This is a genomic window from Pseudomonas sp. SGAir0191, from assembly GCF_002812565.2.
GTDB classification, from domain to species: domain Bacteria; phylum Pseudomonadota; class Gammaproteobacteria; order Pseudomonadales; family Pseudomonadaceae; genus Aquipseudomonas; species Aquipseudomonas parafulva_B.
The window spans coordinates 4,891,948-4,914,992 of record NZ_CP025035.2; the positions used below are offsets into that span (position 1 = coordinate 4,891,948).

22 protein-coding genes are annotated in these 23,045 nt (G+C 62.7%); 10 read left to right on the forward strand and 12 right to left on the reverse strand.

The genetic code is table 11. The features are described from left to right. Positions 1-42 precede the first annotated feature (42 nt). The 5 genes from CWR53_RS22005 to dadA form a co-directional block, all read right to left on the reverse strand. Complete coding sequence (locus CWR53_RS22005) at positions 43-1,899, reverse strand: acetyl-CoA hydrolase/transferase C-terminal domain-containing protein (RefSeq protein WP_100852489.1); 1,857 nt, start codon at positions 1,897-1,899, stop codon at positions 43-45. Between the two features lie 675 nt (positions 1,900-2,574). Then, positions 2,575-3,024, reverse strand: coding sequence for a cytochrome c5 family protein (locus tag CWR53_RS22010; RefSeq protein ID WP_228385158.1), 450 nt, complete (start codon positions 3,022-3,024; stop codon positions 2,575-2,577). Positions 3,025-3,133: 109 nt separating this feature from the next. Then, positions 3,134-3,682 (reverse strand): cupin domain-containing protein, encoded by a 549-nt coding sequence (locus CWR53_RS22015; RefSeq protein ID WP_023532512.1) that lies wholly within the window; start codon positions 3,680-3,682, stop codon positions 3,134-3,136. 94 nt (positions 3,683-3,776) lie between these two features. Beyond that, the gene (alr, locus tag CWR53_RS22020) at positions 3,777-4,850 is read right to left on the reverse strand and encodes an alanine racemase (protein ID WP_058638844.1); all 1,074 of its coding nucleotides are present in this window, start codon (positions 4,848-4,850) and stop codon (positions 3,777-3,779) included. An 80-nt stretch (positions 4,851-4,930) separates the two neighbouring features. After that, positions 4,931-6,235: a D-amino acid dehydrogenase gene (dadA, locus tag CWR53_RS22025; protein WP_023532358.1), complete on the reverse strand. Its 1,305-nt coding sequence runs from the start codon at positions 6,233-6,235 to the stop codon at positions 4,931-4,933. Between the two features lie 154 nt (positions 6,236-6,389). Between dadA and dadR the strand changes: the two genes are divergently transcribed. After that, complete coding sequence (gene dadR, locus CWR53_RS22030) at positions 6,390-6,878, forward strand: transcriptional regulator DadR (protein ID WP_003258963.1); 489 nt, start codon at positions 6,390-6,392, stop codon at positions 6,876-6,878. 22 nt (positions 6,879-6,900) lie between these two features. Here the strand turns inward: dadR and CWR53_RS22035 are convergent, their stop codons facing one another. Beyond that, complete coding sequence (locus tag CWR53_RS22035; protein WP_023532519.1) at positions 6,901-7,254, reverse strand: YkgJ family cysteine cluster protein; 354 nt, start codon at positions 7,252-7,254, stop codon at positions 6,901-6,903. A 102-nt stretch (positions 7,255-7,356) separates the two neighbouring features. Between CWR53_RS22035 and CWR53_RS22040 the strand changes: the two genes are divergently transcribed. Further along, positions 7,357-8,649, forward strand: coding sequence for an FAD-binding oxidoreductase (locus tag CWR53_RS22040; protein ID WP_100852491.1), 1,293 nt, complete (start codon positions 7,357-7,359; stop codon positions 8,647-8,649). Positions 8,650-8,655: 6 nt separating this feature from the next. On the opposite strand, the gene CWR53_RS22045 is transcribed toward CWR53_RS22040, so the two are convergent. Further along, a complete protein-coding gene (locus CWR53_RS22045) occupies positions 8,656-8,886 on the reverse strand; it encodes a DUF1127 domain-containing protein (RefSeq protein ID WP_078479345.1) in 231 nt (76 codons plus the stop codon). 176 nt (positions 8,887-9,062) lie between these two features. Here CWR53_RS22045 and CWR53_RS22050 point away from each other — a divergent pair, with 176 nt between their 5' ends. Next, positions 9,063-10,493, forward strand: a complete 1,431-nt coding sequence (locus CWR53_RS22050) for a PLP-dependent aminotransferase family protein (RefSeq protein WP_058602782.1) — start codon at positions 9,063-9,065, stop codon at positions 10,491-10,493. Between the two features lie 58 nt (positions 10,494-10,551). Further along, positions 10,552-12,105, forward strand: a complete 1,554-nt coding sequence (locus CWR53_RS22055; RefSeq protein ID WP_058602781.1) for a phospholipase D family protein — start codon at positions 10,552-10,554, stop codon at positions 12,103-12,105. Positions 12,106-12,115: 10 nt separating this feature from the next. On the opposite strand, the gene CWR53_RS22060 is transcribed toward CWR53_RS22055, so the two are convergent. After that, positions 12,116-13,255 carry an MFS transporter gene (locus CWR53_RS22060; protein WP_058638839.1) on the reverse strand — a complete coding sequence of 380 codons (1,140 nt, stop codon included), beginning with the start codon at positions 13,253-13,255 and terminating at the stop codon, positions 12,116-12,118. 178 nt (positions 13,256-13,433) lie between these two features. Next, entirely contained in the window at positions 13,434-14,927 is a 1,494-nt protein-coding gene (locus CWR53_RS22065; RefSeq protein ID WP_100852492.1) for an aldehyde dehydrogenase, read from the reverse strand. Positions 14,928-15,120: 193 nt separating this feature from the next. On the opposite strand from CWR53_RS22065, the gene CWR53_RS22070 reads away from it, so the two are divergent. Next, positions 15,121-15,480 carry a cupin domain-containing protein gene (locus CWR53_RS22070; RefSeq protein ID WP_100852493.1) on the forward strand — a complete coding sequence of 120 codons (360 nt, stop codon included), beginning with the start codon at positions 15,121-15,123 and terminating at the stop codon, positions 15,478-15,480. An 84-nt stretch (positions 15,481-15,564) separates the two neighbouring features. Here the strand turns inward: CWR53_RS22070 and rpmG are convergent, their stop codons facing one another. Beyond that, on the reverse strand, positions 15,565-15,720 hold the full coding sequence (gene rpmG, locus CWR53_RS22075; protein ID WP_003253507.1) for a 50S ribosomal protein L33: 156 nt from the start codon (positions 15,718-15,720) through the stop codon (positions 15,565-15,567). Between the two features lie 11 nt (positions 15,721-15,731). Further along, complete coding sequence (rpmB, locus tag CWR53_RS22080; RefSeq protein WP_003253504.1) at positions 15,732-15,968, reverse strand: 50S ribosomal protein L28; 237 nt, start codon at positions 15,966-15,968, stop codon at positions 15,732-15,734. Positions 15,969-16,329: 361 nt separating this feature from the next. Between rpmB and CWR53_RS22085 the strand changes: the two genes are divergently transcribed. Next, the gene (locus CWR53_RS22085; RefSeq protein WP_058602777.1) at positions 16,330-17,919 is read left to right on the forward strand and encodes an ABC transporter substrate-binding protein; all 1,590 of its coding nucleotides are present in this window, start codon (positions 16,330-16,332) and stop codon (positions 17,917-17,919) included. Between the two features lie 103 nt (positions 17,920-18,022). On the opposite strand, the gene radC is transcribed toward CWR53_RS22085, so the two are convergent. After that, a complete protein-coding gene (gene radC, locus CWR53_RS22090; protein WP_100852697.1) occupies positions 18,023-18,703 on the reverse strand; it encodes a DNA repair protein RadC in 681 nt (226 codons plus the stop codon). Positions 18,704-18,826: 123 nt separating this feature from the next. On the opposite strand from radC, the gene coaBC reads away from it, so the two are divergent. The 4 genes from coaBC to argB all read left to right on the forward strand — a co-directional run bounded on the left by coaBC (position 18,827) and on the right by argB (position 22,949). Next, positions 18,827-20,038: a bifunctional phosphopantothenoylcysteine decarboxylase/phosphopantothenate--cysteine ligase CoaBC gene (coaBC, locus tag CWR53_RS22095; protein ID WP_023532606.1), complete on the forward strand. Its 1,212-nt coding sequence runs from the start codon at positions 18,827-18,829 to the stop codon at positions 20,036-20,038. 5 nt (positions 20,039-20,043) lie between these two features. Beyond that, positions 20,044-20,499 carry a dUTP diphosphatase gene (gene dut / locus CWR53_RS22100; RefSeq protein ID WP_058638836.1) on the forward strand — a complete coding sequence of 152 codons (456 nt, stop codon included), beginning with the start codon at positions 20,044-20,046 and terminating at the stop codon, positions 20,497-20,499. Between the two features lie 119 nt (positions 20,500-20,618). Then, the gene (locus CWR53_RS22105; RefSeq protein WP_375335508.1) at positions 20,619-22,010 is read left to right on the forward strand and encodes a phosphomannomutase/phosphoglucomutase; all 1,392 of its coding nucleotides are present in this window, start codon (positions 20,619-20,621) and stop codon (positions 22,008-22,010) included. Between the two features lie 30 nt (positions 22,011-22,040). Continuing rightward, complete coding sequence (argB, locus tag CWR53_RS22110; RefSeq protein WP_023532327.1) at positions 22,041-22,949, forward strand: acetylglutamate kinase; 909 nt, start codon at positions 22,041-22,043, stop codon at positions 22,947-22,949. The last annotated feature ends 96 nt before the right edge of the window (positions 22,950-23,045 follow it).

A 23,045-nucleotide genomic window follows, 5' to 3' on the forward strand; every position in this document is an offset into this window, starting at 1 on the left:
CGCATCCGGGCACAGGGGGCTGCGTGGCAGCCCCTGTCGTTTTCAGGTCGCCGCCAGGCCCGCCAACAGCCACCGTTGGTACAGCGCTTCTTTTAGCCCCTGAGGCTGGTCAAGTTGCATCCGTGCCAGATGCCGTTCATACCCTTGCGGCTCTGGCGCCTCCAGCGTGGCCTTGCCCAGTTCGAGCGCCTCGCTGAGCTTGAACTTGCTTTTCAACCAGTTCAGTGCCCGTAGCAAGTCCTGCTCTTCAACCGTGAAATCGGTTCCCATGGGGTATTCCGGGAACAGCTGTGGGTGCTGTGCCTGGACCGCGGCCAGGCGCTGCGGCGTGTTATCGGCAAAGCGCCTGTCGAGCTGAAAATCTTCCGCCAATTTGCCAGCGTTTTTGGCCTGCTCGATCAGGCTCTCCTGGAACCGGGCGTCACACACCGTAAGCAATCGCGCAATGACCTCGCTGTCGGTCTGCCCCCTGAGATCGGCGATGCCATATTCGGTCACCACGATATCGCGCAGGTGGCGGGGAATGGTGCAATGGCCGTAGTTCCAGAAGATGTTCGACGACACCTCGCCGCCCGCTTCGCGCCAGCTGCGCAGCAGCAGTATCGAGCGGCCACCTTCCAGCGCGTGCCCTTGGGCGACGAAGTTGTACTGCCCACCTACCCCGCTCAATACTCGCCCGTCTTCGAGCTGATCGGCCACACCCGCACCGAGCAGGGTCATGCCGAACACCGTATTGATAAAGCGTGCGTCTTGTCGCTGGCGACGTTTGAGCTGTTCGTCACCGTAGAGCTCGTTGACGAAATTGATCCCGGTCATGGCAAACCGTGCGCGCTGCTCAAGGGTCATGTCGCGCAAGCGCTGGTAGAACGCTTGCGGGCCGAGGAAGAACCCCCCGTGCAGGATCACTCCCCGGTCATCCACAGCACGCCGCAGCACGCCCGCCTCGGCCAGCGCCAACAGCCCGTTGACGAACATCTCGCTACAGCCGTACAGCCCCTGTTCGAAGGGCGCGAGCCCCCCTTCCCGCTCGATCAGTGCCTGCGTGGTGCCCGCGCCAAGGCCGTCGAGCGCTGCACGGTAGGCAACGTTATCGCTCTGGCGGGCGAGCAGCGCGGCGGCAACCGCGTCGCCCATGGCACCAATCCCGATCTGCAGGGTGCCGCCGTCGCGCACCAGGCTGCTGGCATGCAGGCCAATGCAGTGGTCCTGCGTGGTGACCGGCATGTTGGGCGTTGAAAACAGTTGGCGCTGCTCGGCTTCGTCCAACAAGAGGTCGAACGCATCCATTGGCAACTCGGCATCACCGGGCATGTACGGTAGCTGCGCATGCACCTGGCCCAGCATGAGAATGGTCTCGCCAGCGGCACGACGGCGTTCGACCATGGGTAACAGGTCCAGGGTGATGTCCGGGTTGCAGGCCAGGCTCAGGTGGACGGGCCGCTCCGGCGTAGCCGCCACCAGCTGGGCGATGAGGTTCAGGCCCTTGGCATTGATGTCTCGCGCGGCATGGCTGTAGTTGCTGCTGACGTAATCCTGTTGGGCCGACTCACTGGCAAGCAGGCTGCCAGGCTGCATGAAGAACTGTTCTACGCGAATGTTCGGCGGCAGGCTGTCATTGCGCAGATCGGCCAGATAGTGAAGCTCTTCGTAGTCGCCGAACACGCGCTCGACGAAGGGCTCGAGCAAGCGTTGCTGCAAGCCATCACCCAGCGCTGGTCGCCCCAGGGAGAGGGCTGTATAGATGGTCAGACGGCGTTCGGGCAACTCGCGGATGCGGGCATAGAGTGCGTTGACGAACGCATTGGGTTTGCCCAGGCCCAGCGGCAGGCCCATGTGGACATGGGTTGGCAGGCGGGACAGGACCTGTTCGACGGCCTGGTCGATGGAACTGAGGTGCATCGAGGCCTCCTGGTTCGTGCTTGGGTTCAGGAGGTTCGACAGGCAGGTGGACAGGTTGGTTGCCTGGGCGGGAAGCGGAAGGCGCAGACAATTGGACAAGCACTGGCAGCCACTCGACAATTCGGTGGCCTTCAGGCACAGCGCAGGTCTAAGCGTATGCGGTGCCTGTAGGAGCGGCCTCGCCGGGGCGCCGGGCCGGCCGGGATGGGCCGCGAAGCGGCCCCGGCAATTAGCGATAGTGCTCACATCTCTGGGGCTGCTGCGCAGCCATCGCGGCACTAGGCCGCTCCTACTGTGATCGTGGGATGGCTGAAGTAGCGATTGCAGGAGCAACTGCCTTTCACCGCCTCTAAGGGCCAGCGCCCCCTCATGTGGGAGCGGCCTCGCCGGGGCGCCGGACCGGCCGCGATGGGCCGCCAAGCGGCCCCGGCAATTAGCGATAGTGCTCACATCTCTGGGGCTGCTGCGCAGCCCATCGCGGCACTAGGCCGCTCCTACTGTGATCGTGGGATGGCTGAAGTAGCGATTGCAGGAGCAACTGCCTTTCACCGCCTCTAAGGGCCAGCGCCCCTCATGTGGGAGCGGCCTTGCGCCGCGATGGGCCGCATAGCGGCCCCGGCAAGACGAGATGCGAAGCTAAAATACTGGGACTGCTACGCAGCACATTGCAGTAACTTACAGGCCAGACATCTTCTCAATAGCGGCCTTTAGCTCATCATCCGAACAATCCGCGCAGGTGCCCTTCGGCGGCATGGCGTTGATTCCCGTGATGGCCTTGGCCAGGATGCCATCCAACCCACCCTGGTGGTCGGCACGCTCCTTCCAGGCTGCACTGTCGCCCACTTTCGGCGCGCCGAGCAGGCCCGTGCCATGGCAGGCCGTGCAATGCTTGGCGATGATGTCGTCGGGCGTTCTGGCAGACCCGGCGCCAGCGCTGGCGGTCACGGCCATGCCCTTGCATTCCTGGCCCTGGATACACACCTTACCGACCGGTTCCAGGCGCTTGGCGATATCGTCATTGGTCGCAGCGGTAGCGGTAATTGCCCACAGGGCCAGTACGGCGGCCGGGATGGCCAGCATCTTCTTGACTTGATTCACGCGAACACCCTCATGGTGGCTAATCATGCTCGCGGCCACGGATCCTCGAGCGCCGAAAAGTATAACGGCAAGCCCGAAGCCGGGAAACGACCCTACACAGGAAAGGGGTATTGACGCGTCAATGCACTGCGCTGGATCAAAAGTTCGAGGGGGTGGCGGCGCTGATCAAGCGTGCTGGCTGTTCGAACGGGTTGCGAAAACGGTGCGGGCGGGTGCTTTCGAAGTAATAACTGTCGCCTGCTTCGAGAATGAACAGCTCGGTACCGACCACCAATTCCAGGCGGCCTTCAAGCAGAATGCCAGTCTCTTCGCCATCATGGGTCAGCATTTCGGCACCGGTGTCGGCGCCGGGCGGGTACACCTCGGTCAGAAAAGCGATGGCACGGTTGCGGTGCGATTTGCCAACCAGCTTCATGGTCACCGCACCATCGGAGATGTCGATCAGTTCGTGGGCTTTGTAGACGATCTGCGCAGGGCTCTCGGGTTCGAGCTCCACGGAAAAGAACTCGACCATGGACATGGGAATGCCGCTCAGTACCTTGCGCAGCGAACTGATCGACGGGCTCACACTGTTTTTCTCGATCATCGAGATGGTGCTGTTGGTAACCCCCGCGCGCTTGGCGAGTTCACGCTGGGACAGGCCCTTGAGCGTGCGGATGGCTTGCAGTCGTTCGCCGACGTCCAAAGCTGGAGCCTCCTGAGACGGGTTATGCGGGTGGATGTGAACGATATCATGGCAACGCCGTTCAGTATTTACAACACACCACCCGCCTGACGCCCTAGTCCCCAATGTATTCCCGGGGCACCCGCTTGAGATTGCAGAAGATCTGGTAAGGAATGGTACCGGCCTGGCTCGCCACCTCAGCGGCATGCACCTGCTTGCCCCATAGTTCGACTGGGCTGCCGACGGTCGCCTGCGGCACGTCGGTCAGGTCGATGCTCAGCATGTCCATCGACACGCGACCGATGAGCGGGGCCCGGCTGCCAGCAACGATGACCGGCGTACCGTTGGGCGCCTGGCGAGGGTAACCGTCGGCGTAGCCCATGGCGACCACGCCTACACGGGTGGGCCGCGTGCTGACGAACGTGGCGCCGTAACCCACCGGCTCGCCGGCCGGCAGCTCCCGCACACTGATGACCCGCGACTGCAGTGTCATGACCGGCTGCAGGCGTTGGGCCTGAGCTTGAGGCATATCGAACGGCGTTGCGCCGTAGAGCATCAGCCCTGGGCGCACCCAATCACCGGCTGCCTGGGGCCAACCCAGCACGGCTGGAGAGTTGCGCAGGCTGCACTCTGCTGCCAAGCCCTGGCGCGCGGTTTCGAAAACGGCAATCTGCTCGGCCGTGGCCTGCGCACCCAGCTCATCGGCACGGGCGAAATGGCTCATGAGCACAATGCGCCCTACCTTGCCGCAGGCCAGCAGGCGCTCATAGGCATCGCGATAGTCCTTGGGATGCAGCCCTACACGGTGCATGCCGGTATCGAGCTTGAGCCAGACGGTGAGCGGGCTGGCCAGCGGGCTTTTCTCGATGGCCTCCAATTGCCAGGCCGAATGCACGACGCACCACAGGTCATGTTCGACGATCAACGGCAGCTCACTGGCCTCGAAGAAGCCCTCCAGCAGCAGGACCGGGCCCCTGATGCCGGCCGCACGCAGCTCCAGCGCCTCCTCGATGCAGGCCACGGCAAACCCGTCCGCTTCGGGCTCGAGCGCCAACGCGCAGCGCACAGCACCATGGCCGTAGGCGTCGGCCTTGATCACGGCAAGCGCCTTGGCACCGGTCAGTTCACGGGCGAGACGGTAATTGTGGCGCAGGGCCTGGAGGTCGATCAGGGCACGGGCGGGGCGCATGCGGCTGCCTTAAAAGTCATACGGGTTGAAATCGAAGCTGGGGCATTCGCAGGTCACCGGCGAATACCCCAATGGATGGCTTACTGCTGATGGGCAGGCGAACCATGCCCGTGACGGGCCACTTCGCGGCTACTGCCATAGCGCGAGATGTCCAGCCCCTCTGCACTGATCTGCGGTTTCTTGCGCGCGATCAGGTCAGCCAGCAGACGACCCGAGCCACAGGCCATGGTCCAGCCCAGCGTGCCGTGCCCTGTATTGAGGAACAGGTTACGGAAGGCGGTTGCACCCACGATGGGGGTACCGTCTGGCGTCGCGGGACGCAGCCCAGTCCAGAAACTGGCCTGGCTCAAATCACCGCCGCGAGGATAAAGGTCGTTGACGATCATCTCCAGTGTTTCGCGTCGGCGGGGGTTGAGCGACAGGTCGAAGCCGGCGATCTCAGCCATGCCTCCAACACGGATACGGTTGTCGAAACGGGTGATGGCGACCTTGTAGGTTTCGTCGAGGATGGTCGAGGCAGGCGCCATGTCACCGTTGGTGATGGGTACGGTCAGGGAGTAGCCCTTCAACGGATAGACCGGCGCCTTGATGCCTAGGGGCTTGAGCATCTGCGGCGAATAGCTGCCCAATGCCAGCACGTAGCGGTCGGCGGTTTCGAGCTTGCCATCGATCCAGACACCGTTGATGCGGTCACCTGCATGATCCAGGCGCTGGATGTCCTGCCCGAAGCGGAACTCCACGCCCAGGTTGCGGGCCATTTCTGCCAGCTTGGTGGTGAACAACTGGCAATCGCCGGTCTGGTCGTTGGGCAGGCGCAGGGCGCCGGCGAGAATGCCCTTCACACTGGCCAGGGCAGGTTCGACGCGGGCGATGCCATCGCGGTCGAGCAATTCATAAGGCACGCCTGACTGCTCAAGCACGGCGATATCCTTGGCAGCTGCATCGACCTGGGCCTGGGTACGGAACAGCTGGGTGGTGCCCAGGCTACGATTCTCGTACGCGATTCCGGTTTCGGCGCGCAGTTCGTCGAGGCAGTCGCGGCTGTACTCGGACAACCGCACCATGCGCTCCTTGTTCACGGCATAGCGGTTGGCCGTGCAGTTGCGCAGCATCTGGGCCATCCACAAGTACTGGTCTACGTCACCGGTCAGCTTGATGGCAAGCGGAGCGTGGCGCTCGAGCAGCCATTTAACGGCTTTCAGAGGCACCCCCGGCGCCGCCCACGGCGAGGCATAGCCAGGCGAGATCTGGCCGGCGTTGGCAAAGCTGGTTTCCATGGCCACCGCTGGCTGGCGGTCCACCACCGTCACTTCGAACCCTTGCCGGGCCAGGTAATAGGCACTGGCGGTTCCGATCACGCCGCTACCAAGTACCAGAACTCGCATCGTTTCTTTCCCCTCGCGGCCTGCCGCGGTGTGTTGTTGGACTGCCATTGATGGGCGAAGTATAGGAATTCGAGAGCAGTGCAATTCACTATATAAAAGCCTATTATTGGCGAGAATTCTCGGCACAATGGCCTTTGACGGAGGGGCATCCCCTATGAGAACCCAGCATCAAAGTAAGCGTGAGCTGGACAAGATCGACCGGAACATCCTGCGCATCCTGCAGAACGACGGGCGTATCTCCTTCACCGAACTGGGCGAGAAGGTCGGCCTCTCCACCACGCCGTGCACCGAGCGCGTGCGCCGGCTGGAACGTGAAGGCATCATCATGGGCTATAACGCCCGCCTGAACCCACAGCACCTCAAGGGCAGCCTGCTGGTCTTCGTGGAAATCAGCCTGGACTACAAGTCTGGCGATACCTTCGAGGAGTTTCGCCGGGCAGTCCTGAAGCTGCCGCACGTGCTCGAATGCCACCTGGTTTCCGGCGACTTCGACTACCTGGTCAAGGCGCGCATTTCGGAAATGGCTTCGTATCGCAAGCTGCTTGGCGACATCCTGCTCAAGCTGCCCCACGTGCGTGAGTCCAAAAGCTACATCGTGATGGAGGAGGTGAAGGAAAGCCTCTGCCTGCCGATCCCGGACTGACGCCGGGCCCTACCGCAAACGCCTAGACCAGCACTTGCCGGGTGGTGGCAATGAACTGGTGCACCAGTTGCTCGGCCGCAGGGTCGATCATGGGTTCGGGCCCACGCCCACGCGGGCAGGCCAGTCGTGGGGTGGTACCGAACAGGCGACAGATCAGTGGCCGCTCTTCATATACCGTGCAGCCCTGGGGCCCCAGGTGCACGCAGTCCAGGCGCTCCAGGGCAGCGTCCTGTTCGGCCTGGGATTTGCGCGGCAGCCGAGCCATCTCTTGCGCCGAGGTGGTAACCGGTCCGCAGCAGTCATGGCAGCCAGGCTCGCATTCGAACGAAGGGATGAGTTCGCGCAGGAAGTGGATCTTGTGGCGGTCGCAGGACATGACGAGGCACAGGTTGAAAAGGTCCGCCCATTATAGGCCGGTTGCCCGCCCTGGGCCTGCGGCTTATTCTCCCGTTCCAGCCCACGCACCAGGACTCGTCCAATGATCCACAGCGCGCAGCACGCCGCTTCCTACTACGCCGCCAGCAGCGCGCCTCACCCTGATCATGCCTATCTGCAAGGCGAGCACACCGCCGATGTGTGCATCATCGGTGGTGGCTACTCCGGTTTGAACACGGCCCTGGAGTTGGCCGAGCGGGGCTTCTCGGTGATCCTGCTCGAAGCGCGCAAGATCGGCTGGGGCGCCAGTGGGCGCAACGGTGGGCAGTTGATCCGCGGGGTCGGCCATGGTCTGGAGCAGTTCCTGCCGGTCATCGGCGAGCAGGGCGTTCGCGACTTGCAACTGATGGGGCTGGAAGCCGTGCAGATCGTGCGCGATCGTGTAGCGCGGCACGCCATCGCCTGCGACCTGACCTGGGGCTATTGCGACCTGGCCAACAAACCGGCGCAAATGGCGGGCCTTGCCGAAGAGGCCGAACACTTGCGCAGCCTGGGTTACGCCCACGAACTGCGGCTGGTCGCAAAGGATGACATTCACGATGTGGTGGGCTCGCAGCGCTATGCAGGCGGGCTGGTGGACATGGGCTCTGGCCACTTGCACCCCCTTAACCTGGCGTTGGGCGAAGCCGCGGCAGCCGCGCGCCTGGGTGTGAAACTCCACGAGCAGTCCGAGGTGACCCGCATCGACTATGGCCCGCAGGTGCAGGTACACACCGCCCAGGGCCGGGTCCGGGCGCAAACGCTGGTCCTGTGCTGCAACGCCTACCTCAATGGTTTGAACGGTGAGCTGGGCGGCAAGGTATTGCCCGCCGGCAGTTACCTCATCGCCACCGAGCCGCTGGGTGAAGCGCGCGCACGCTCGCTGTTGCCACAGAACATGGCCGTGTGCGACCAGCGCGTGGCGCTGGACTACTACCGCCTGAGCGCAGATCACCGGCTGCTGTTCGGCGGCGCTTGCCATTATTCCGGGCGCGATCCAAAGGATATCGCCGCCTACATGCGGCCCAAGATGCTGCGCGTGTTCCCTCAGCTGGCCGACGTACGCATCGATTACCAGTGGGGCGGCATGATCGGGATCGGCGCCAACCGCCTGCCCCAGGTGGGCCGCCTGCCTGATCAGCCGAACGTTTACTACGCCCAGGCCTACGCAGGCCACGGGCTGAACGCTACTCACCTGGCCGCCCGCCTGCTCGGGGAAGCCATCAGCGGCCAGCAAAGCGGGCGTTTCGACTTGTTTGCCAAGGTGCCACACATGACGTTCCCAGGCGGCAAGCACTTGCGCTCACCCTTACTGGCCTTGGGCATGCTGTGGCACAGGCTCAAGGAGCTGGTGTGAAAGCAGTCACGGCTTCCAGAAAGGCTTGCAGCCTTCCGAGCGCGCCTCTTGCCAGCTGAGACCCACATCGCGCAGTTCATGGTCGCTCAACTGTAACAGCGCCCTGCGGGTGTGCCAGCGGCGCAACATCAGCCGCCAGCGGCTCAAAGCCTGGGGCGCAGCGTGGGTTTTGCTTCGCTGCAGGGCCTCTTTTTCGCCTACCGACTGTTCGATGCGCACATCGCTCAAGCTTCCCATCGCTGCTGTCTCCCTTTCGATGACAATGTGGGGACAGCATGCGGGGTGCACGGCCTGACAATACAGATCCAAAAAAGCGTTATTATTTGGATACAGATCGGGCTTCCAGGTAACTGAATGCTGCCTTTTCTGCCAATCTGTATGGTGCGTTGATCGGTGCAGCCCAGGAGTATGACGTGACGCTCTATCTGAACCTTGCCGAGGTACTCGGCGCGCGTATCGAACAGGGCCTCTATCGGCCCGGCCAGCGGCTGCCATCGGTGCGGGCACTGAGCGTGGAGCATGGGGTGAGCCTGAGCACCGTGCAGCAGGCCTACCGCATGCTCGAAGACAGTGGCATGGTCTCGCCACGGCCAAAGTCCGGCTACTTCGTGAGCGACCATCGCCACCTGCCGGCCTTGCCGGCGGTCAGCCGGCCAGCCCAGCGCCCGGTGGACATTTCCCAATGGGAGCAGGTTCTGGAGCTGGTGCGCAGTACCCCGCAACCGGGGGTGATACAGCTTGGACGGGGCATGCCGGACATCGAGAGCCCTACCCTCAAGCCGCTGTTGCGCAGCCTCGCCAGGCTCAGCCGTCGGCAGGACATGCCCGGGCTGTATTACGACAATATTCACGGCAACCTGGCCTTGCGTGAACAGGTGGCACGCCTGGCCCTGGACTCTGGTTGCAGGCTCTCGCCCTCTGAGTTGGTGGTGACGACAGGCTGCCACGAAGCCCTGTCGTGCAGCATCCGCGCCGTGTGCGAGCCTGGCGATATCGTTGCGGTGGACTCGCCCAGCTTCCATGGCGCCATGCAGACGCTCAAGGGCCTGGGCATGAAGGCGCTGGAGATCCCCACAGACCCGGTGACGGGCATCAGCCTCGAGGCGCTCGAACTGGCCCTTGACCAGTGGCCGATCAAGCTCATCCAGATCACCCCAAGTTGCAACAACCCACTGGGCTACATCATGCCCGAGGCTCGCAAAAAGGCCCTGTTGAACCTTGCACAGCGCTACGACGTCGCCATTCTCGAGGACGATGTCTACGGTGACCTGGCCTATACCTACCCTCGGCCACGGACGGTCAAGTCATTCGATACGCAAGGCCGCGTACTGTTGTGCAGTTCATTTTCCAAGACGCTTGCCCCTGGCCTGCGTGTCGGTTGGGTAGCGCCTGGGCGCTACCTGGAGCGGGTCCTGCACATGAAGTACATCAGCACGGGCAGCACCGCCAGTCAGCCTCAATTGGCGGTGGCGGACTTCATCGCCAACGGGCATTACCAACCCCATGTGCGGCGCATGCGCAGCCAGTACCAACGCAGCCGTGAATTGATGAGCGACTGGGTGACCCGGTATTTTCCGCAGGGCACCCGCGTAAGCCGTCCGCAAGGCGGCTTCATGCTGTGGGTGGAATTGCCGGAACATTTCGATACCTTGCAGCTCAATCACGCCTTGTTGGAGCAAGGCGTACAAGTGGCCGTGGGCAGCATCTTTTCCGCTTCCGGCAAGTTCCGTCACTGCCTGCGCATGAACTTCGCCGCCAGGCCCACTGCGCAAATCGAGGCGGCGGTGCGCAAGGTTGGTGAGACCGCCCAACGCTTGCTGGACGAGGACATCGTCGCGACGTAACTTTGCGTTGCCCGCCACTGTCCAATCCCAAAGCCCTGCTGCACAGGACGATCCACCGTTGAAACTCCAGCGAGCCCTACCCTTGCTGCTGACGCTGCTGCTCGGCGTCTGCGGCTGCGCCAGCGTCGATACGCCGCGCCAAACCAGTCAAGCCCTGCCCGCCGATGGCTCGGCGTTCGGCCGCTCGGTGCTGCGCCAGGCAGCCCCTTATGAAGGCCGTTCCGGCTTTCGCCTACTCCCCAACAGCAACGAGGCTTTCCGGGCGCGCGCCGAGCTGATACGCAATGCGCAGGCCAGCATCGACGTGCAGTACTACATCGTCCATGACGGACTCAGCACCCGCGCCCTGGTCCATGAGCTGTTGCGGGCGGCCGACCGGGGCGTGCGCGTACGCATTCTGCTGGACGACACCACCAGTGACGGCCTGGATGCAATCATGGGCACCCTCGCCGCCCACCCGAACATCCAGATCCGTGTGTTCAACCCCCTGCACCTGGGGCGCGCCACCGGGGTCACACGCGCCATGGGCCGGTTGCTCAATCTGTCGCGTCAGCACCGACGCATGCACAACAAGCTGTTCCTGGTGGACAACAGCATGGCCATCGTCGGCGGGCGAAACCTGGGCGACGAGTACTTCGATGCCGAGCCCAACCTGAACTTCACCGACATCGATCTGCTGGGTGTGGGCCCTATAGCAGAACAGTTGGGACACAGCTTCGATCAGTACTGGAACAGCGCCCTGAGCCGCCCGATCACCGATTTCCTCTGGCACCAGCCCAATGCCGGTGACCTGCGTACCAGCCGCCATCGGCTGGAAGTCTCGCTGGCCGAAGCCAGAACCCGGCGCAAGGTCTTGTACGACCGCTTGATGGCCTACCAATCCCAGCCGCGACTGGACACCTGGCGCAACGAACTCATCTGGGCCCATGCCCAGGCGCTATGGGACGCCCCCAGCAAGGTGCTGGCCGATGACGAGCCTGATCCACAGCTACTGCTGACCCGACAACTCGGCCCTGACCTGCGCGATGTGCGTCACGAACTGATTCTGGTCTCCGCTTATTTCGTACCCGGCGAACCGGGGCTGCTTTACCTCACCCAGAGTGCCGACGCGGGTATTTCAGTAAAGCTGTTGACCAACTCACTGGAGGCTACCGATGTGCCTGCCGTACACGGCGGTTATGCACCTTACCGCAAGGCGCTGCTGGAGCACGGGGTGAAGCTGTATGAAATGCGCCGCCAGCCCGGAGACCCCAGCGCGGGCAAACTGAGTTTCCATGGCAGCTCCAACTCCAGCCTGCACAGCAAGGCGATCGTGTTCGACCGTCACAAGACGTTCATTGGCTCGTTCAATTTCGATCCACGCTCGGTGCTGTGGAACACCGAAGTCGGCGTACTGGTCGACAGCCCCGAACTTGCCGAATACACCCGTGCACTGGCGGTGCAGGGCATGGCACCGGCCCTGAGCTATCAGCCTGAGCTCGTGGCCGGCAAGCTGGTCTGGGTGACCGAGGAAGACGGACAGCGGCGGGTGCTCACGTCAGAGCCTGGTAGCCTGTGGCGACGATTCAATGCCTGGATCAGCAAGGCGGTCGGGCTTGAAAAGATGCTCTAGCGCTGCACCGTCACGCAGCCGCTGGCTCGAACGCTCCGCGCCGCCGGGTCAGCACCACAAGCCCAGCGGCGCCTGCTGCCATCAGCAGCGGCAAGGCATGCCCACTGATCCACTGGCTGCCTGCGCCGGCCAGTAACGGCCCAAGCAGGCAACCGATGCCCCACAGCTGGGCCACGTGGGCATTGGCCCGCACCAGGGCATCGTCTCGATAGCGCTCGCCGATCAACACCAGCGACAAGGTGAACAACCCCCCAGCGCTAGCGCCAAACAATACCCACACAGGCCAGATGGCCCAGGTGTGCAACAGCAGGGGGATGGCAAGGCTCGACCCCAGCAATGCCAGCGCGCAACCGGTGAACAGCGCGCGCCGCGACATATGGTCCGCCAGTGCGCCAATGGGCAACTGCAGCACCGCATCGCCGACCACTACCGTACTGACCATGAACAACGCGATTTCCGTGCTCAGGCCCTGTTGCAGGCAGTACACCGGCAGCAGGGTCAGGATCATGGCTTCGAACGAAGCAAACAACGCAATGGCCCAGGCGATCACGGGCAGCCTTCTGCAGAAGGCGAACAGGTCGGCAAAGGTGACGTTGCAAGCCTCTGTAGAGGGCGCGCCCCCGCGACCCAGCAACAGCAAGGGCGATACCAGCAGCAGGCCGGTCGCCGCCCAGAAGCCGAAGTCGTCATCCGACCCCAGCATGCCCAGCACCAACGGACCCGCCAGTTGGCTCAGCGCATAGCTACTCCCGTACAGAGCCACCAGCCGTCCGCGCCACTGCTCGACCACCAGTTGGTTGATCCAGCTCTCACCCAGCACGAACACCACGGTCAACGCCATGCCGATCAACAGCCGCAGCACCAGCCAAAGCGGATAGCTTGGCAGCAGGGCCAACAGGCCAATGGACAATGCCCCGCCCCACAGGCACAGGCGCATGGCCGCAGGCACGCCCACCCACCCGGCAAGCCGGCTGGCCAGGCTGGCGCCGGCCAGCACGCCCAGGGCAGGCATGGCGGCCATGACGCCAATGGCGAAGCTGCCATAACCCCAGGCTTCCAGACGCAAGGACACCAACGGCATGCTCACACCCAATGCGAGCCCGACGCTCAGCACCGATGCCAGCACGGCAAAATAGGTTCCCCAACGCATGACGGCCTCCCAGGCAGCATTCTTGTATGGCAGAAACGACGAAGCCGGGACGGTATGCGCCGCCCCGGCCAGTATTGGAATGTCAGTCCCCGCTGGCAGTCGAGCTTGCTCAGTCCCGGCTCAGCTCGCGAAAGCGTGCCAGGGCCTTGGAAGCCGACCTGCCGAGGGGCCGCTGGACTTACAGCTTGATCCAGGTGGCCTTGAGCTCGGTGTACTTCTCCAGCGCGTGCAGCGACTTGTCACGGCCGTTACCCGACTGCTTGAAGCCACCGAATGGCGCGGTCATGTCGCCGCCATCATATTGGTTGACCCAGACACTGCCGGCGCGTACGGCACGGGCCGTCCTGTGCGCCTTGGAAATGTCCGAAGTCCAGATGCCCGCCGCCAACCCATAGGGTGTGTCGTTGGCGATGGCAACCGCCTCCTCGGCCGTGTCGAAGGCAATCACGGACAGTACCGGGCCGAAGATTTCTTCCTGGGCGATTTTCATGGCATTGGTCACACCGTCGAAGATGGTCGGCTCGACGTAGGTGCCGCCGGTATCTTCCAGCGTCCGCTTGCCGCCGGTCAGCAGCTTGGCGCCGTCCTTGTGACCCGCCTCGATGTACGACAACACGGTAATCATCTGCTGGGTATCGACCAGTGCACCCACGGTGGTCTGCGGGTCCAGCGGGTTGCCGGGCTTCCAGGCCTTGAGGGCCTCGACCACCATGGGCAGGAAGGTGTCCTTGATCGAGCGCTCCACCAGCAAGCGCGAACCTGCGGTGCACACTTCACCCTGGTTGAAGGCGATGGCGCTGGCAGCAGCCTGGGCGGCGGCCTCAAGGTCTGGCGCGTCGGCGAAGACGATGTTCGGGCTCTTGCCACCGGCTTCCAGCCAGATGCGCTTCATGTTCGACTCGCCTGCATACACCATCAGCTGCTTGGCGATCTTGGTCGAACCGGTGAATACCAGGGTGTCGACGTCCATGTGCAGGGCCAGGGCCTTGCCCACGGTGTGGCCATAGCCAGGCAGCACGTTCAGCACACCTGCTGGGATACCGGCTTCCACTGCCAACTGAGCGATGCGAATAGCGGTCAGCGGCGACTTCTCGGAAGGTTTGAGCACGACCGAGTTGCCCGTAGCCAACGCTGGGCCCAACTTCCAACTCGCCATCAGCAGCGGGAAGTTCCAGGGAACGATGGCACCCACCACGCCCACTGGCTCGCGTGTGACCAGGCCCAGTTGATCGTGCGGCGTCGGAGCGACTTCGTCGTACACCTTGTCGATGGCTTCGGCTGTCCAGTGAATGGCATTGGCAGCGCCTGGGATATCGATGCTGGAGGAGTCACCGATCGGTTTGCCCATGTCCAGTGTTTCGAGCAGCGCCAGCTCTTCGACGTTCTTGCGCAGCAAGTCGGCGAAGCGGATCAGGATGGCCTTGCGCTTGGCTGGGGCCAGCTGTGACCATACGCCCGAGTTGAAGGTCGCGCGGGCGTTTTCGACCGCGCGGTTGGCGTCGGCCAGGTCGCAGCTGGCAACCTTGGCCAGGAAGCGTCCGTCGACCGGGCTCAGGCACTCGAAGGTTTCACCGGATGCGGCATCGGTGTATTCGCCGTTGATGAAGGCGCGGCCTTCGATCTTCAGTTGCTGGGCACGTTGTTCCCAGTCTGCACGAGTCAGGGTGGTCATACGAAACTCCTCCTCTTGTTTAGGTGCAACGCTGCACTGAGGACTTGCAGGCGTTGTCGGGGTCCGGGCGTGCGACAGGCGCACACAGGCATGCGATACCCTAAACCAGCGCTTTCAAACTATCAATATATTTGACACTATCAGCTCAAACGCCCAGTGATGTTAATTTTATTGAACATGCAGGAGCCTCTTTATGAGTATCGACAGTATCATCGACTTCGCCCAGGCCATCACCGAGGCCGAGCGCTATCGCCCCGCAGCCGAAAAAGTGCTCAAAGGCGAGCCGGACCAGGCCGTGTACAACCACTATGCAAGCCCCTGCGGGCAGTTTGCCGCTGGCGTCTGGGAGGGGGAAGCGGGCCAGTGGGAGGTCAACTACACCGAGCATGAGTACTGCGAAATCGTGCAGGGCGTGTCGGTGCTGCGCGACGAACAGGGCGCCAGCAAGACGCTGCGTGCGGGTGATCGGTTCGTCATCCCCGCCGGATTCAAAGGGACATGGGAAGTGCTGGAGCCTTGCCGCAAGATCTATGCATTGTTCGAGCAGAAGTGATCCCTGGCCAGCTGACCCTTTCGGCCAGACATAAAAAAACCCGCCTCTCTTCAGAGGCGGGTTTTTTTTCAGGTTGCCGATCAATTACTTGATCTTGGCTTCCTTGTACACCACGTGCTTGCGAACAACGGGATCGTATTTCTTGATCTCGATTTTGTCCGGGGTGGTGCGCTTGTTCTTGTCGGTGGTGTAGAAGTGGCCGGTACCGGCACTCGAAACCAGACGGATCAATTCACGCATGATGCTCTCCCTTAAACCTTGGCGCCAGCTTTACGGATGTCAACCAGTACGGCATCGATGCCGCGCTTGTCGATGATGCGCATGCCTTTGGCGGAAACGCGCAGACGCACGAAACGCTTCTCGGATTCAACCCAGAAACGGTGGTGCTGCAGGTTTGGCAGGAAACGACGACGGGTTTTGTTGTTTGCGTGGGAAATGTTGTTCCCGGTTACTGGACCCTTACCAGTAACTTGACAGACTCTCGACATGACTCAGCCCTCTAAAACCACATGCCCAACCCGGCATGGGTTGGCCGCTTAATCTCTCAGTCTTTGGCGCCGAGGCGCCGTGATTCTGGAGGTCTTATCGACCGGATTCGCTGATGCGACAGGCCGAGCCCCTAGAAAAGAGCGCTGCTTTATACCAGAAAGACTCGATTGCAACAATACCTGATCAACATTCGAGCCGAGGCGAACCGCCGCGAGCAGCATGACCGAAGGCCCTATCAGGCGCCGACCGTTCGTCGCCAATATTGTAAAAAAGAGTGTGGTCATTTTCTGGCAGTCACACTAGGGTAGGCCTTTTCCAGACTGCACTGGCAGATGGGCCACTGACAGCCAAGGAGCCACCATGCGTGCCGCCGCCCTTTCCTTATTGTTCACCTCCCTGCTTGCCGTGGGTGCAGCCCAGGCAGCGCCACTGAGCGTTTGCAGCGAAGCCAGCCCCGAAGGCTTCGACGTGGTGCAGTACAACTCGCTGACCACCACCAATGCCACGGCCGATGTGCTGATGAACCGCCTGGTGGAATTCGACGCAGGCAAAGGCAAGGTGGTGCCGAGCCTGGCCGCCAGCTGGACGGTGTCGGCCGATGGCCTGGTGTACGATTTCACCCTGCGCGACAACGTGAAATTCCATACCACTGCCTATTTCAAGCCCAGCCGTACGCTCAATGCCGACGACGTATTGTTCAGCTTCCAGCGTATGCTCTACCCCGCTCACGCCTGGCACAAGACAGCGCCCGGCGGCTACCCCCATGCCCAGTCGCTGCAACTGGGCAGCCTGATCAAGACGATCGACGCGCCGGCGCCCAATACCGTGCGCTTTACCCTTACCCACCCGGATGCGACCTTCCTGGCCACCCTGAGCATGGGCTTTGCCTCGATCTATTCAGCCGAATATGCCGACAAGTTGCTCAAGGCAGGCACGCCCGAGAAACTCAACAGCCAACCCATCGGCACCGGGCCATTCGTCTTCCAGCGGTTCCAGAAGGACGCGGTGGTGCGCTATCGCGCCAACCCTGACTACTTTGCCGGCAAGCCAGCCGTCGACCCACTGATCTTCGCCATCACCACCGATGCAAACGTGCGCCTGCAGAAACTCAAGCGCAACGAGTGCCAGGTAGCACTGTCGCCCAAGCCACTGGACATTGCCGAGGCCAGCCAGGACAGCAGCCTCAAGGTGGCCAGCACGCCAGCGTTCATGACGGCATTCATCGCGCTCAACAGCCAGCACCCACCACTGGACAAGCCAGAGGTGCGCCAGGCCATCAACCTGGCCTTCGACAAACAGGCCTACGTGAAAGCTGTTTTCGAAGACTCGGCGATTGCGGCCAATGGCCCGTATCCGCCCAATACCTGGAGCTATGCCAAGGACCTGCCCGGTTACCCACTGGATGTGAAGAAAGCCAAGGCCCTGCTGGCCAAGGCCGGCCTGGCGGACGGCTTCAGCACAACGATCTGGACACGCCCTTCCGGTAGCCTGCTCAACCCCAACCCTAGCCTGGGCGCGCAGATGCTGCAGGCTGATCTCGCCAAGGTGGGCATCAAGGCTGAAATTCGGGTGATCGAATGGGGCGAACTCATCCGCCGCGCCAAGGCCGGCGAGCATGACCTGCTGTTCATGGGCTGGGCAGGCGACAACGGCGACCCGGATAACTTCCTCACCCCGCAGTTCTCCTGTGCAGCGGTCAAATCCGGGACCAACTTCGCGCGGTTCTGTGACAATCGCCTGGATCAGCTGATCAGTGCCGGTCGCACCACCAATGATCAGAGCGTGCGCAGCCGGCTGTACCAGCAGGCGCAGACCCTGATCCAGCAGCAGGCGCTGTGGGTGCCATTGGCGCATCCGACGGCGGCGGCCCTGCTGCGTCAGGGTGTCGAGGGTTATCAGGTCAACCCGTTCGGCCGGCTGGACTTCAGCAAGGTGAGCGTGACCAAGTAGGCCTCGATCACGCTTGAGCGTTGCGGTGATCGGGGAAGGCGCCACCCTTACCCCCGGTCATGACAGGTCATCCTGAACTGCGCCGCGCTCGCCGTGGCGTGCCCTAAGCTACGACCCACCCGTGCTCGGCCATGGACAGCGGCTCCCCGTCGCCAATGATGATGTGATCCAGCACGCGTACATCGATCAAGGCCAGCCCACGCTTGAGCGAAAGAGTCAGGTGCACATCCTCTTTGCTGGGTTCGCTGTTGCCCGAAGGGTGGTTGTGACAGAGGATCAGCGCCGCGGCGTTGTGCATCAATGCACGCCGCACCACTTCCCGCGGATAGACACTGGCTCGGTCGATGGTACCCCTGAACAGGATCTCGAACGCCAACGGTCGGTGCTTGGTGTCCAGAAACAGGCAACCGAACACCTCGCTGGGTTCATGGCGCAGCATGGCCTTGAGGTAGCGCCGTACGGCCTGGGGTTCCTCCAGCGCCGCTGCGCGGGTGATCCCTTCATCGAGGTAGCGGCGACCAATTTCCAGCAATGCCTGCAGCTGTGCGTATTTGACCTCCCCTATGCCAGGCTCGCGCAAGACCGCCCGCCGATCGGCCTCGAGAAACGGCCGCAAGCCGCCAAAGCGCACCAGCAGGCCGCGCGCCAGGTCGAGCACATTGCGCCCTGCAACGCCTGACCCCAGCAGCACAGCCAGCAGCTCGGCGTCAGACAGCACCCCCGCCCCACGCTGCAGTAGCTTTTCCCTTGGCCGATCCTGAGCCGGCCATTCCCTGATGTTCATCGCTGCCCTGCCCTTGCTGCGGCCCATTTCGGCCCTGTGTTAATCTATTTGCCCTCGTACATGCGACGTTCTGCCGCACGCAGTTCCTGTCGCCGCCCGCTTTCACTGGAAAAAGGCAACCCTATGCAGCGGCTGTATCGCAAGCGCATCGTTCTTGGCGTCGGTGGTGGCATCGCCGCCTACAAGAGCGCCGAACTGATCCGCCGACTCCTGGAGCACGGCGCCCAGGTGCGTGTCGTCATGACCCGCGGTGGCGCTGAATTCATCACGCCGCTGACCTTGCAGGCGCTGTCCGGCCACCCGGTGCACCTGGACCTCCTCGACCCGGCAGCAGAGGCGGCCATGGGCCATATCGAGCTGGCCAAATGGGCTGACCTGGTACTGATCGCTCCGGCCACCGCCGACCTCATGGCACGCCTGGCCCAGGGCATGGCCGATGACCTGTTGACGACCCTGGTACTGGCCACCGATGCCACCGTTGCCGTCGCCCCGGCCATGAACCAGGCCATGTGGCGTGACGCTGCCACCCAGGCCAACCTCCAGGTGCTCAGGAGCCGCGGCATTCAGGTGTTCGGTCCTGCCTCGGGCAGCCAGGCCTGTGGCGACGTAGGCCTGGGCCGCATGCTCGAGGCCACCGACCTGGCCTGGTGTGCCGCCGAGAGCTTCAAGCGCCAGGCATTGACCGGCAAGCACGTGCTGATCACCGCCGGCCCCACCCAGGAGAACATCGACCCGGTGCGCTACATCACCAATCATAGCTCCGGGAAGATGGGCTTTGCCCTAGCCGAGGCGGCCGCCGAAGCCGGGGCTCGGGTGACCCTCGTGACCGGCCCTGTGCACCTGCCCACCCCCGACCGGGTCAGCCGTATCGACGTGGTCAGCGCGCGGGACATGCTGGCGGCCTGTGAGGCGGCCATGCCATGCGACCTGTTCATCGCGTCGGCGGCGGTGGCGGACTACCGCCCAGAGGTGATAGCGCCACAAAAACTGAAGAAAGATCCCACGACTGGCGATGGCATGCTGCTGCAGATGGTGCGCAATCCCGATATCCTTGCCACTCTGGCCGGTCGCACCGACCGCCCTTTCAGTGTCGGCTTCGCCGCCGAGACCGAACACTTGCTCGATTACGCCACGCGCAAGCTCAAGGATAAAAACCTCGACCTGATCGTCGCCAACGATGTGGCCAACCCCAGCATCGGCTTCAACAGTGAAGAGAACGCCTTGACCGTGATCGATCGCCAGCAGCACCAGACCCTCTTCGCGCAGACCAGCAAGGGTAAGATCGCCCGCCAGCTGGTTGCCTTCATCGCCGAACGGCTCAACCAGGTTCAATAAGTTACATGCACGCATTACAAGCCAAGATCCTCGACCCACGCCTGGGTACCGAATTTCCGTTGCCGCAATACGCCACGCCGGGCTCCGCTGGCCTTGACCTGCGCGCCCTGCTCGCGCAAGACACGGTGCTCGAACCCGGCCAGACGGTCCTGATTCCGACAGGCCTGTCCATCCATATCAGCGACCCGGGTCTTGCCGCACTGGTGCTGCCGCGCTCGGGCCTGGGCCACAAGCATGGCATCGTGCTGGGCAACCTGGTTGGGCTGATCGATTCGGATTACCAGGGCGAGCTGATGGTGTCGTGCTGGAACCGCGGCACCACCACCTTCACCATCGCAGTCGGTGAGCGTATCGCCCAGCTGGTGCTCGTGCCCGTGGTACAGGCGCAGTTCGAGATCGTCGAGTCGTTCGACCAGAGCCAGCGCGGCGCCGGTGGCTTTGGTCATTCCGGCACCCGTTGAACCGGACATGAGCGAAATCGCCACGGATGGCGAACTCCGGGCCGTAACCTTCGTCCAAGCGCTCTGCGTGCGCCTGCAACCGAGCGCTTCTGACTGATGGGGTTTTCCAGATGAACGACATGGCCCCGGCGGTTCGCGCCCACTTGCCGCCAGGTATCTTTCGCGCTTACGACATCCGCGGCATCGTCGGCAAGACGCTGTACGCCGATACCGCCTACTGGATAGGCCGCGCCGTCGGCGCACAGAGCCTGGCCATGGGCGAACCCCAGGTCAGCGTGGGCCGCGACGGTCGCCTGTCCGGCCCACTGCTCGTCGAGCCTCTGATCCGCGGCCTGGTCGAGGCAGGCTGCCATGTGAACGACCTCGGTCTGGTGCCCACGCCGGCGCTGTACTACGCCACCCACGTACTAGGCAGCAAGTCGGGCGTGATGCTCACCGGCAGTCACAACCCCCCAGACTACAACGGCTTCAAGATCGTCATTGCCGGCGACACCCTGGCCAACGAGCAGATCCAGGCGCTGCTCGGCCGCTTGCAGGCCAATGACCTGACCTTGGGCACAGGGCATGTGCAACAGGTAGCAATTCTGGAGCGCTATTTCCAGCGGATCGTCAGTGACGTGAGACTGGCCAGAAAGCTCAAGGTGGTCGTGGACTGCGGCAATGGCGTCGCTGGCGTGATCGCACCGCAACTGATCGAAGCGTTGGGCTGCGAGGTGATTGCGCTGTTCAGCGAAGTGGACGGCAACTTCCCGAACCACCACCCCGATCCCAGCAAGACGCAAAACCTTCAGGTGCTGATCGACACGGTCAGGCGCACGGGTGCGGACCTGGGCCTGGCATTCGACGGCGACGCGGATCGCGTCGGTGTGGTAACCGAGGCCGGCAGCATCATCTACGCCGACCGCTTGCTGATGCTGTTTGCCCAGGATGTCTTGGCTCGCAACCCAGGCGCCGAAATCATCTTCGACGTCAAATGCACCCGACGCCTCATCCCCCTGATCGAACGATTGGGCGGTCGTACCCTGATGTGGAAGACCGGTCATTCGTTGATGAAGAAGAAGATGCAGCAGACCGGCGCCTTGCTGGCAGGCGAGATGAGCGGTCATATCTTCATCAAGGAACGCTGGTACGGTTTCGACGACGGCATCTACAGCGCTGCGCGCCTGCTGGAAATCCTCAGCAAGACCGAGCAGAGTGCCGAAACCGTATTCGCCGCGTTCCCCAACGATATTTCCACGCCGGAACTCAATATTGATGTGACCGACGAAGGTAAATTCAGCATCATTGATGCACTGCAACGCGACGCCGATTGGGGTGACGCGCGCCTGACCACCATCGACGGTGTGCGAGTGGACTATGCACAGGGCTGGGGCCTGGTGCGTGCCTCCAACACCACGCCGGTTCTGGTACTGCGTTTCGAGGCCGACAGCGAGGCCGAGTTGCAGCGTATCAAGGATGTTTTTCGCACGCAGTTGCTGCGGGTAGAGCCTGACCTGCAACTGCCGTTCTGACCGACTATCTGGCCCTCACAGGAGCCCTGCATGACCCTCGATCGCGATGCCGCCACCCACGTAGCCGAAGTGCTGTCCGAAGCCTTGCCCTACATTCGCCGCTTCGTCGGCAAGACGCTGGTGATCAAGTACGGCGGCAACGCGATGGAAAGCGAGGAGCTCAAGACGGGCTTCGCCCGCGACATCGTGCTGATGAAGGCCGTGGGCATCAACCCGGTGGTGGTGCACGGTGGCGGCCCGCAGATCGGTGATCTGCTCAAGCGTCTCTCCATCGAAAGCCATTTCATCGACGGCATGCGCGTGACCGATTCGGCGACCATGGACGTTGTGGAAATGGTACTGGGCGGCCAGGTCAACAAGGACATCGTCAACCTCATCAACCGGCACGGCGGCAGCGCCATCGGCCTGACCGGCAAGGACGCGGAGCTGATCCGTGCACGCAAGCTCACCGTCAGCCGCCAGACGCCGGAAATGACCACCGCCGAGATCATCGACATCGGCCATGTGGGTGAAGTGGTGAGCGTGAACACCGACCTGCTGAACATGCTGGTCAAGGGTGATTTCATTCCCGTGATCGCCCCCATCGGCGTCGGCATCAATGGCGAGTCCTACAACATCAATGCTGACCTGGTAGCAGGCAAGGTCGCCGAAGCGCTGCAGGCCGAGAAGCTGATGCTGCTGACCAACATCGCTGGACTGATGGACAAGCAGGGCCAGGTCCTGACCGGGCTGACCACAGAGCAGGTCAACGAGCTGATCGCCGACGGCACCATCTACGGTGGCATGCTTCCGAAGATCAAATGCGCCCTGGATGCGGTGCAAGGCGGCGTGAACAGCTCACACATCATCGATGGCCGCGTGCCGAACGCGGTGCTGCTGGAAATCTTCACCGACAGCGGCGTGGGTACCTTGATCACCAACCACAAGTCGCTTTCCTGACCTGCATGGCCCTGTCGCCGGCAACCGGTGACAGGGCCAAACTGGCGACACAAAAAAGGCGACCTCAAACCGAGGTCGCCTTTTTCGCTTCCAGGC

Bases quoted from the DNA above. Each gene is read 5' to 3' on its own strand.
- CWR53_RS22005 (WP_100852489.1), bottom strand. From the start codon at position 1,899: ATGCACCTCAGTTCCATCGACCAGGCCGTCGAACAGGTCCTGTCCCGC.
- CWR53_RS22010 (WP_228385158.1), bottom strand. From the start codon at position 3,024: ATGATTAGCCACCATGAGGGTGTTCGCGTGAATCAAGTCAAGAAGATG.
- alr (WP_058638844.1), bottom strand. From the start codon at position 4,850: ATGCGCCCCGCCCGTGCCCTGATCGACCTCCAGGCCCTGCGCCACAAT.
- dadA (WP_023532358.1), bottom strand. From the start codon at position 6,235: ATGCGAGTTCTGGTACTTGGTAGCGGCGTGATCGGAACCGCCAGTGCC.
- dadR (WP_003258963.1), top strand. From the start codon at position 6,390: ATGAGAACCCAGCATCAAAGTAAGCGTGAGCTGGACAAGATCGACCGG.
- CWR53_RS22035 (WP_023532519.1), bottom strand. From the start codon at position 7,254: ATGTCCTGCGACCGCCACAAGATCCACTTCCTGCGCGAACTCATCCCT.
- CWR53_RS22040 (WP_100852491.1), top strand. From the start codon at position 7,357: ATGATCCACAGCGCGCAGCACGCCGCTTCCTACTACGCCGCCAGCAGC.
- CWR53_RS22045 (WP_078479345.1), bottom strand. From the start codon at position 8,886: ATGGGAAGCTTGAGCGATGTGCGCATCGAACAGTCGGTAGGCGAAAAA.
- CWR53_RS22060 (WP_058638839.1), bottom strand. From the start codon at position 13,255: ATGCGTTGGGGAACCTATTTTGCCGTGCTGGCATCGGTGCTGAGCGTC.
- CWR53_RS22065 (WP_100852492.1), bottom strand. From the start codon at position 14,927: ATGACCACCCTGACTCGTGCAGACTGGGAACAACGTGCCCAGCAACTG.
- CWR53_RS22070 (WP_100852493.1), top strand. From the start codon at position 15,121: ATGAGTATCGACAGTATCATCGACTTCGCCCAGGCCATCACCGAGGCC.
- rpmG (WP_003253507.1), bottom strand. From the start codon at position 15,720: ATGCGTGAATTGATCCGTCTGGTTTCGAGTGCCGGTACCGGCCACTTC.
- rpmB (WP_003253504.1), bottom strand. From the start codon at position 15,968: ATGTCGAGAGTCTGTCAAGTTACTGGTAAGGGTCCAGTAACCGGGAAC.
- CWR53_RS22085 (WP_058602777.1), top strand. From the start codon at position 16,330: ATGCGTGCCGCCGCCCTTTCCTTATTGTTCACCTCCCTGCTTGCCGTG.
- radC (WP_100852697.1), bottom strand. From the start codon at position 18,703: ATGAACATCAGGGAATGGCCGGCTCAGGATCGGCCAAGGGAAAAGCTA.
- coaBC (WP_023532606.1), top strand. From the start codon at position 18,827: ATGCAGCGGCTGTATCGCAAGCGCATCGTTCTTGGCGTCGGTGGTGGC.
- dut (WP_058638836.1), top strand. From the start codon at position 20,044: ATGCACGCATTACAAGCCAAGATCCTCGACCCACGCCTGGGTACCGAA.
- CWR53_RS22105 (WP_375335508.1), top strand. From the start codon at position 20,619: ATGGCCCCGGCGGTTCGCGCCCACTTGCCGCCAGGTATCTTTCGCGCT.
- argB (WP_023532327.1), top strand. From the start codon at position 22,041: ATGACCCTCGATCGCGATGCCGCCACCCACGTAGCCGAAGTGCTGTCC.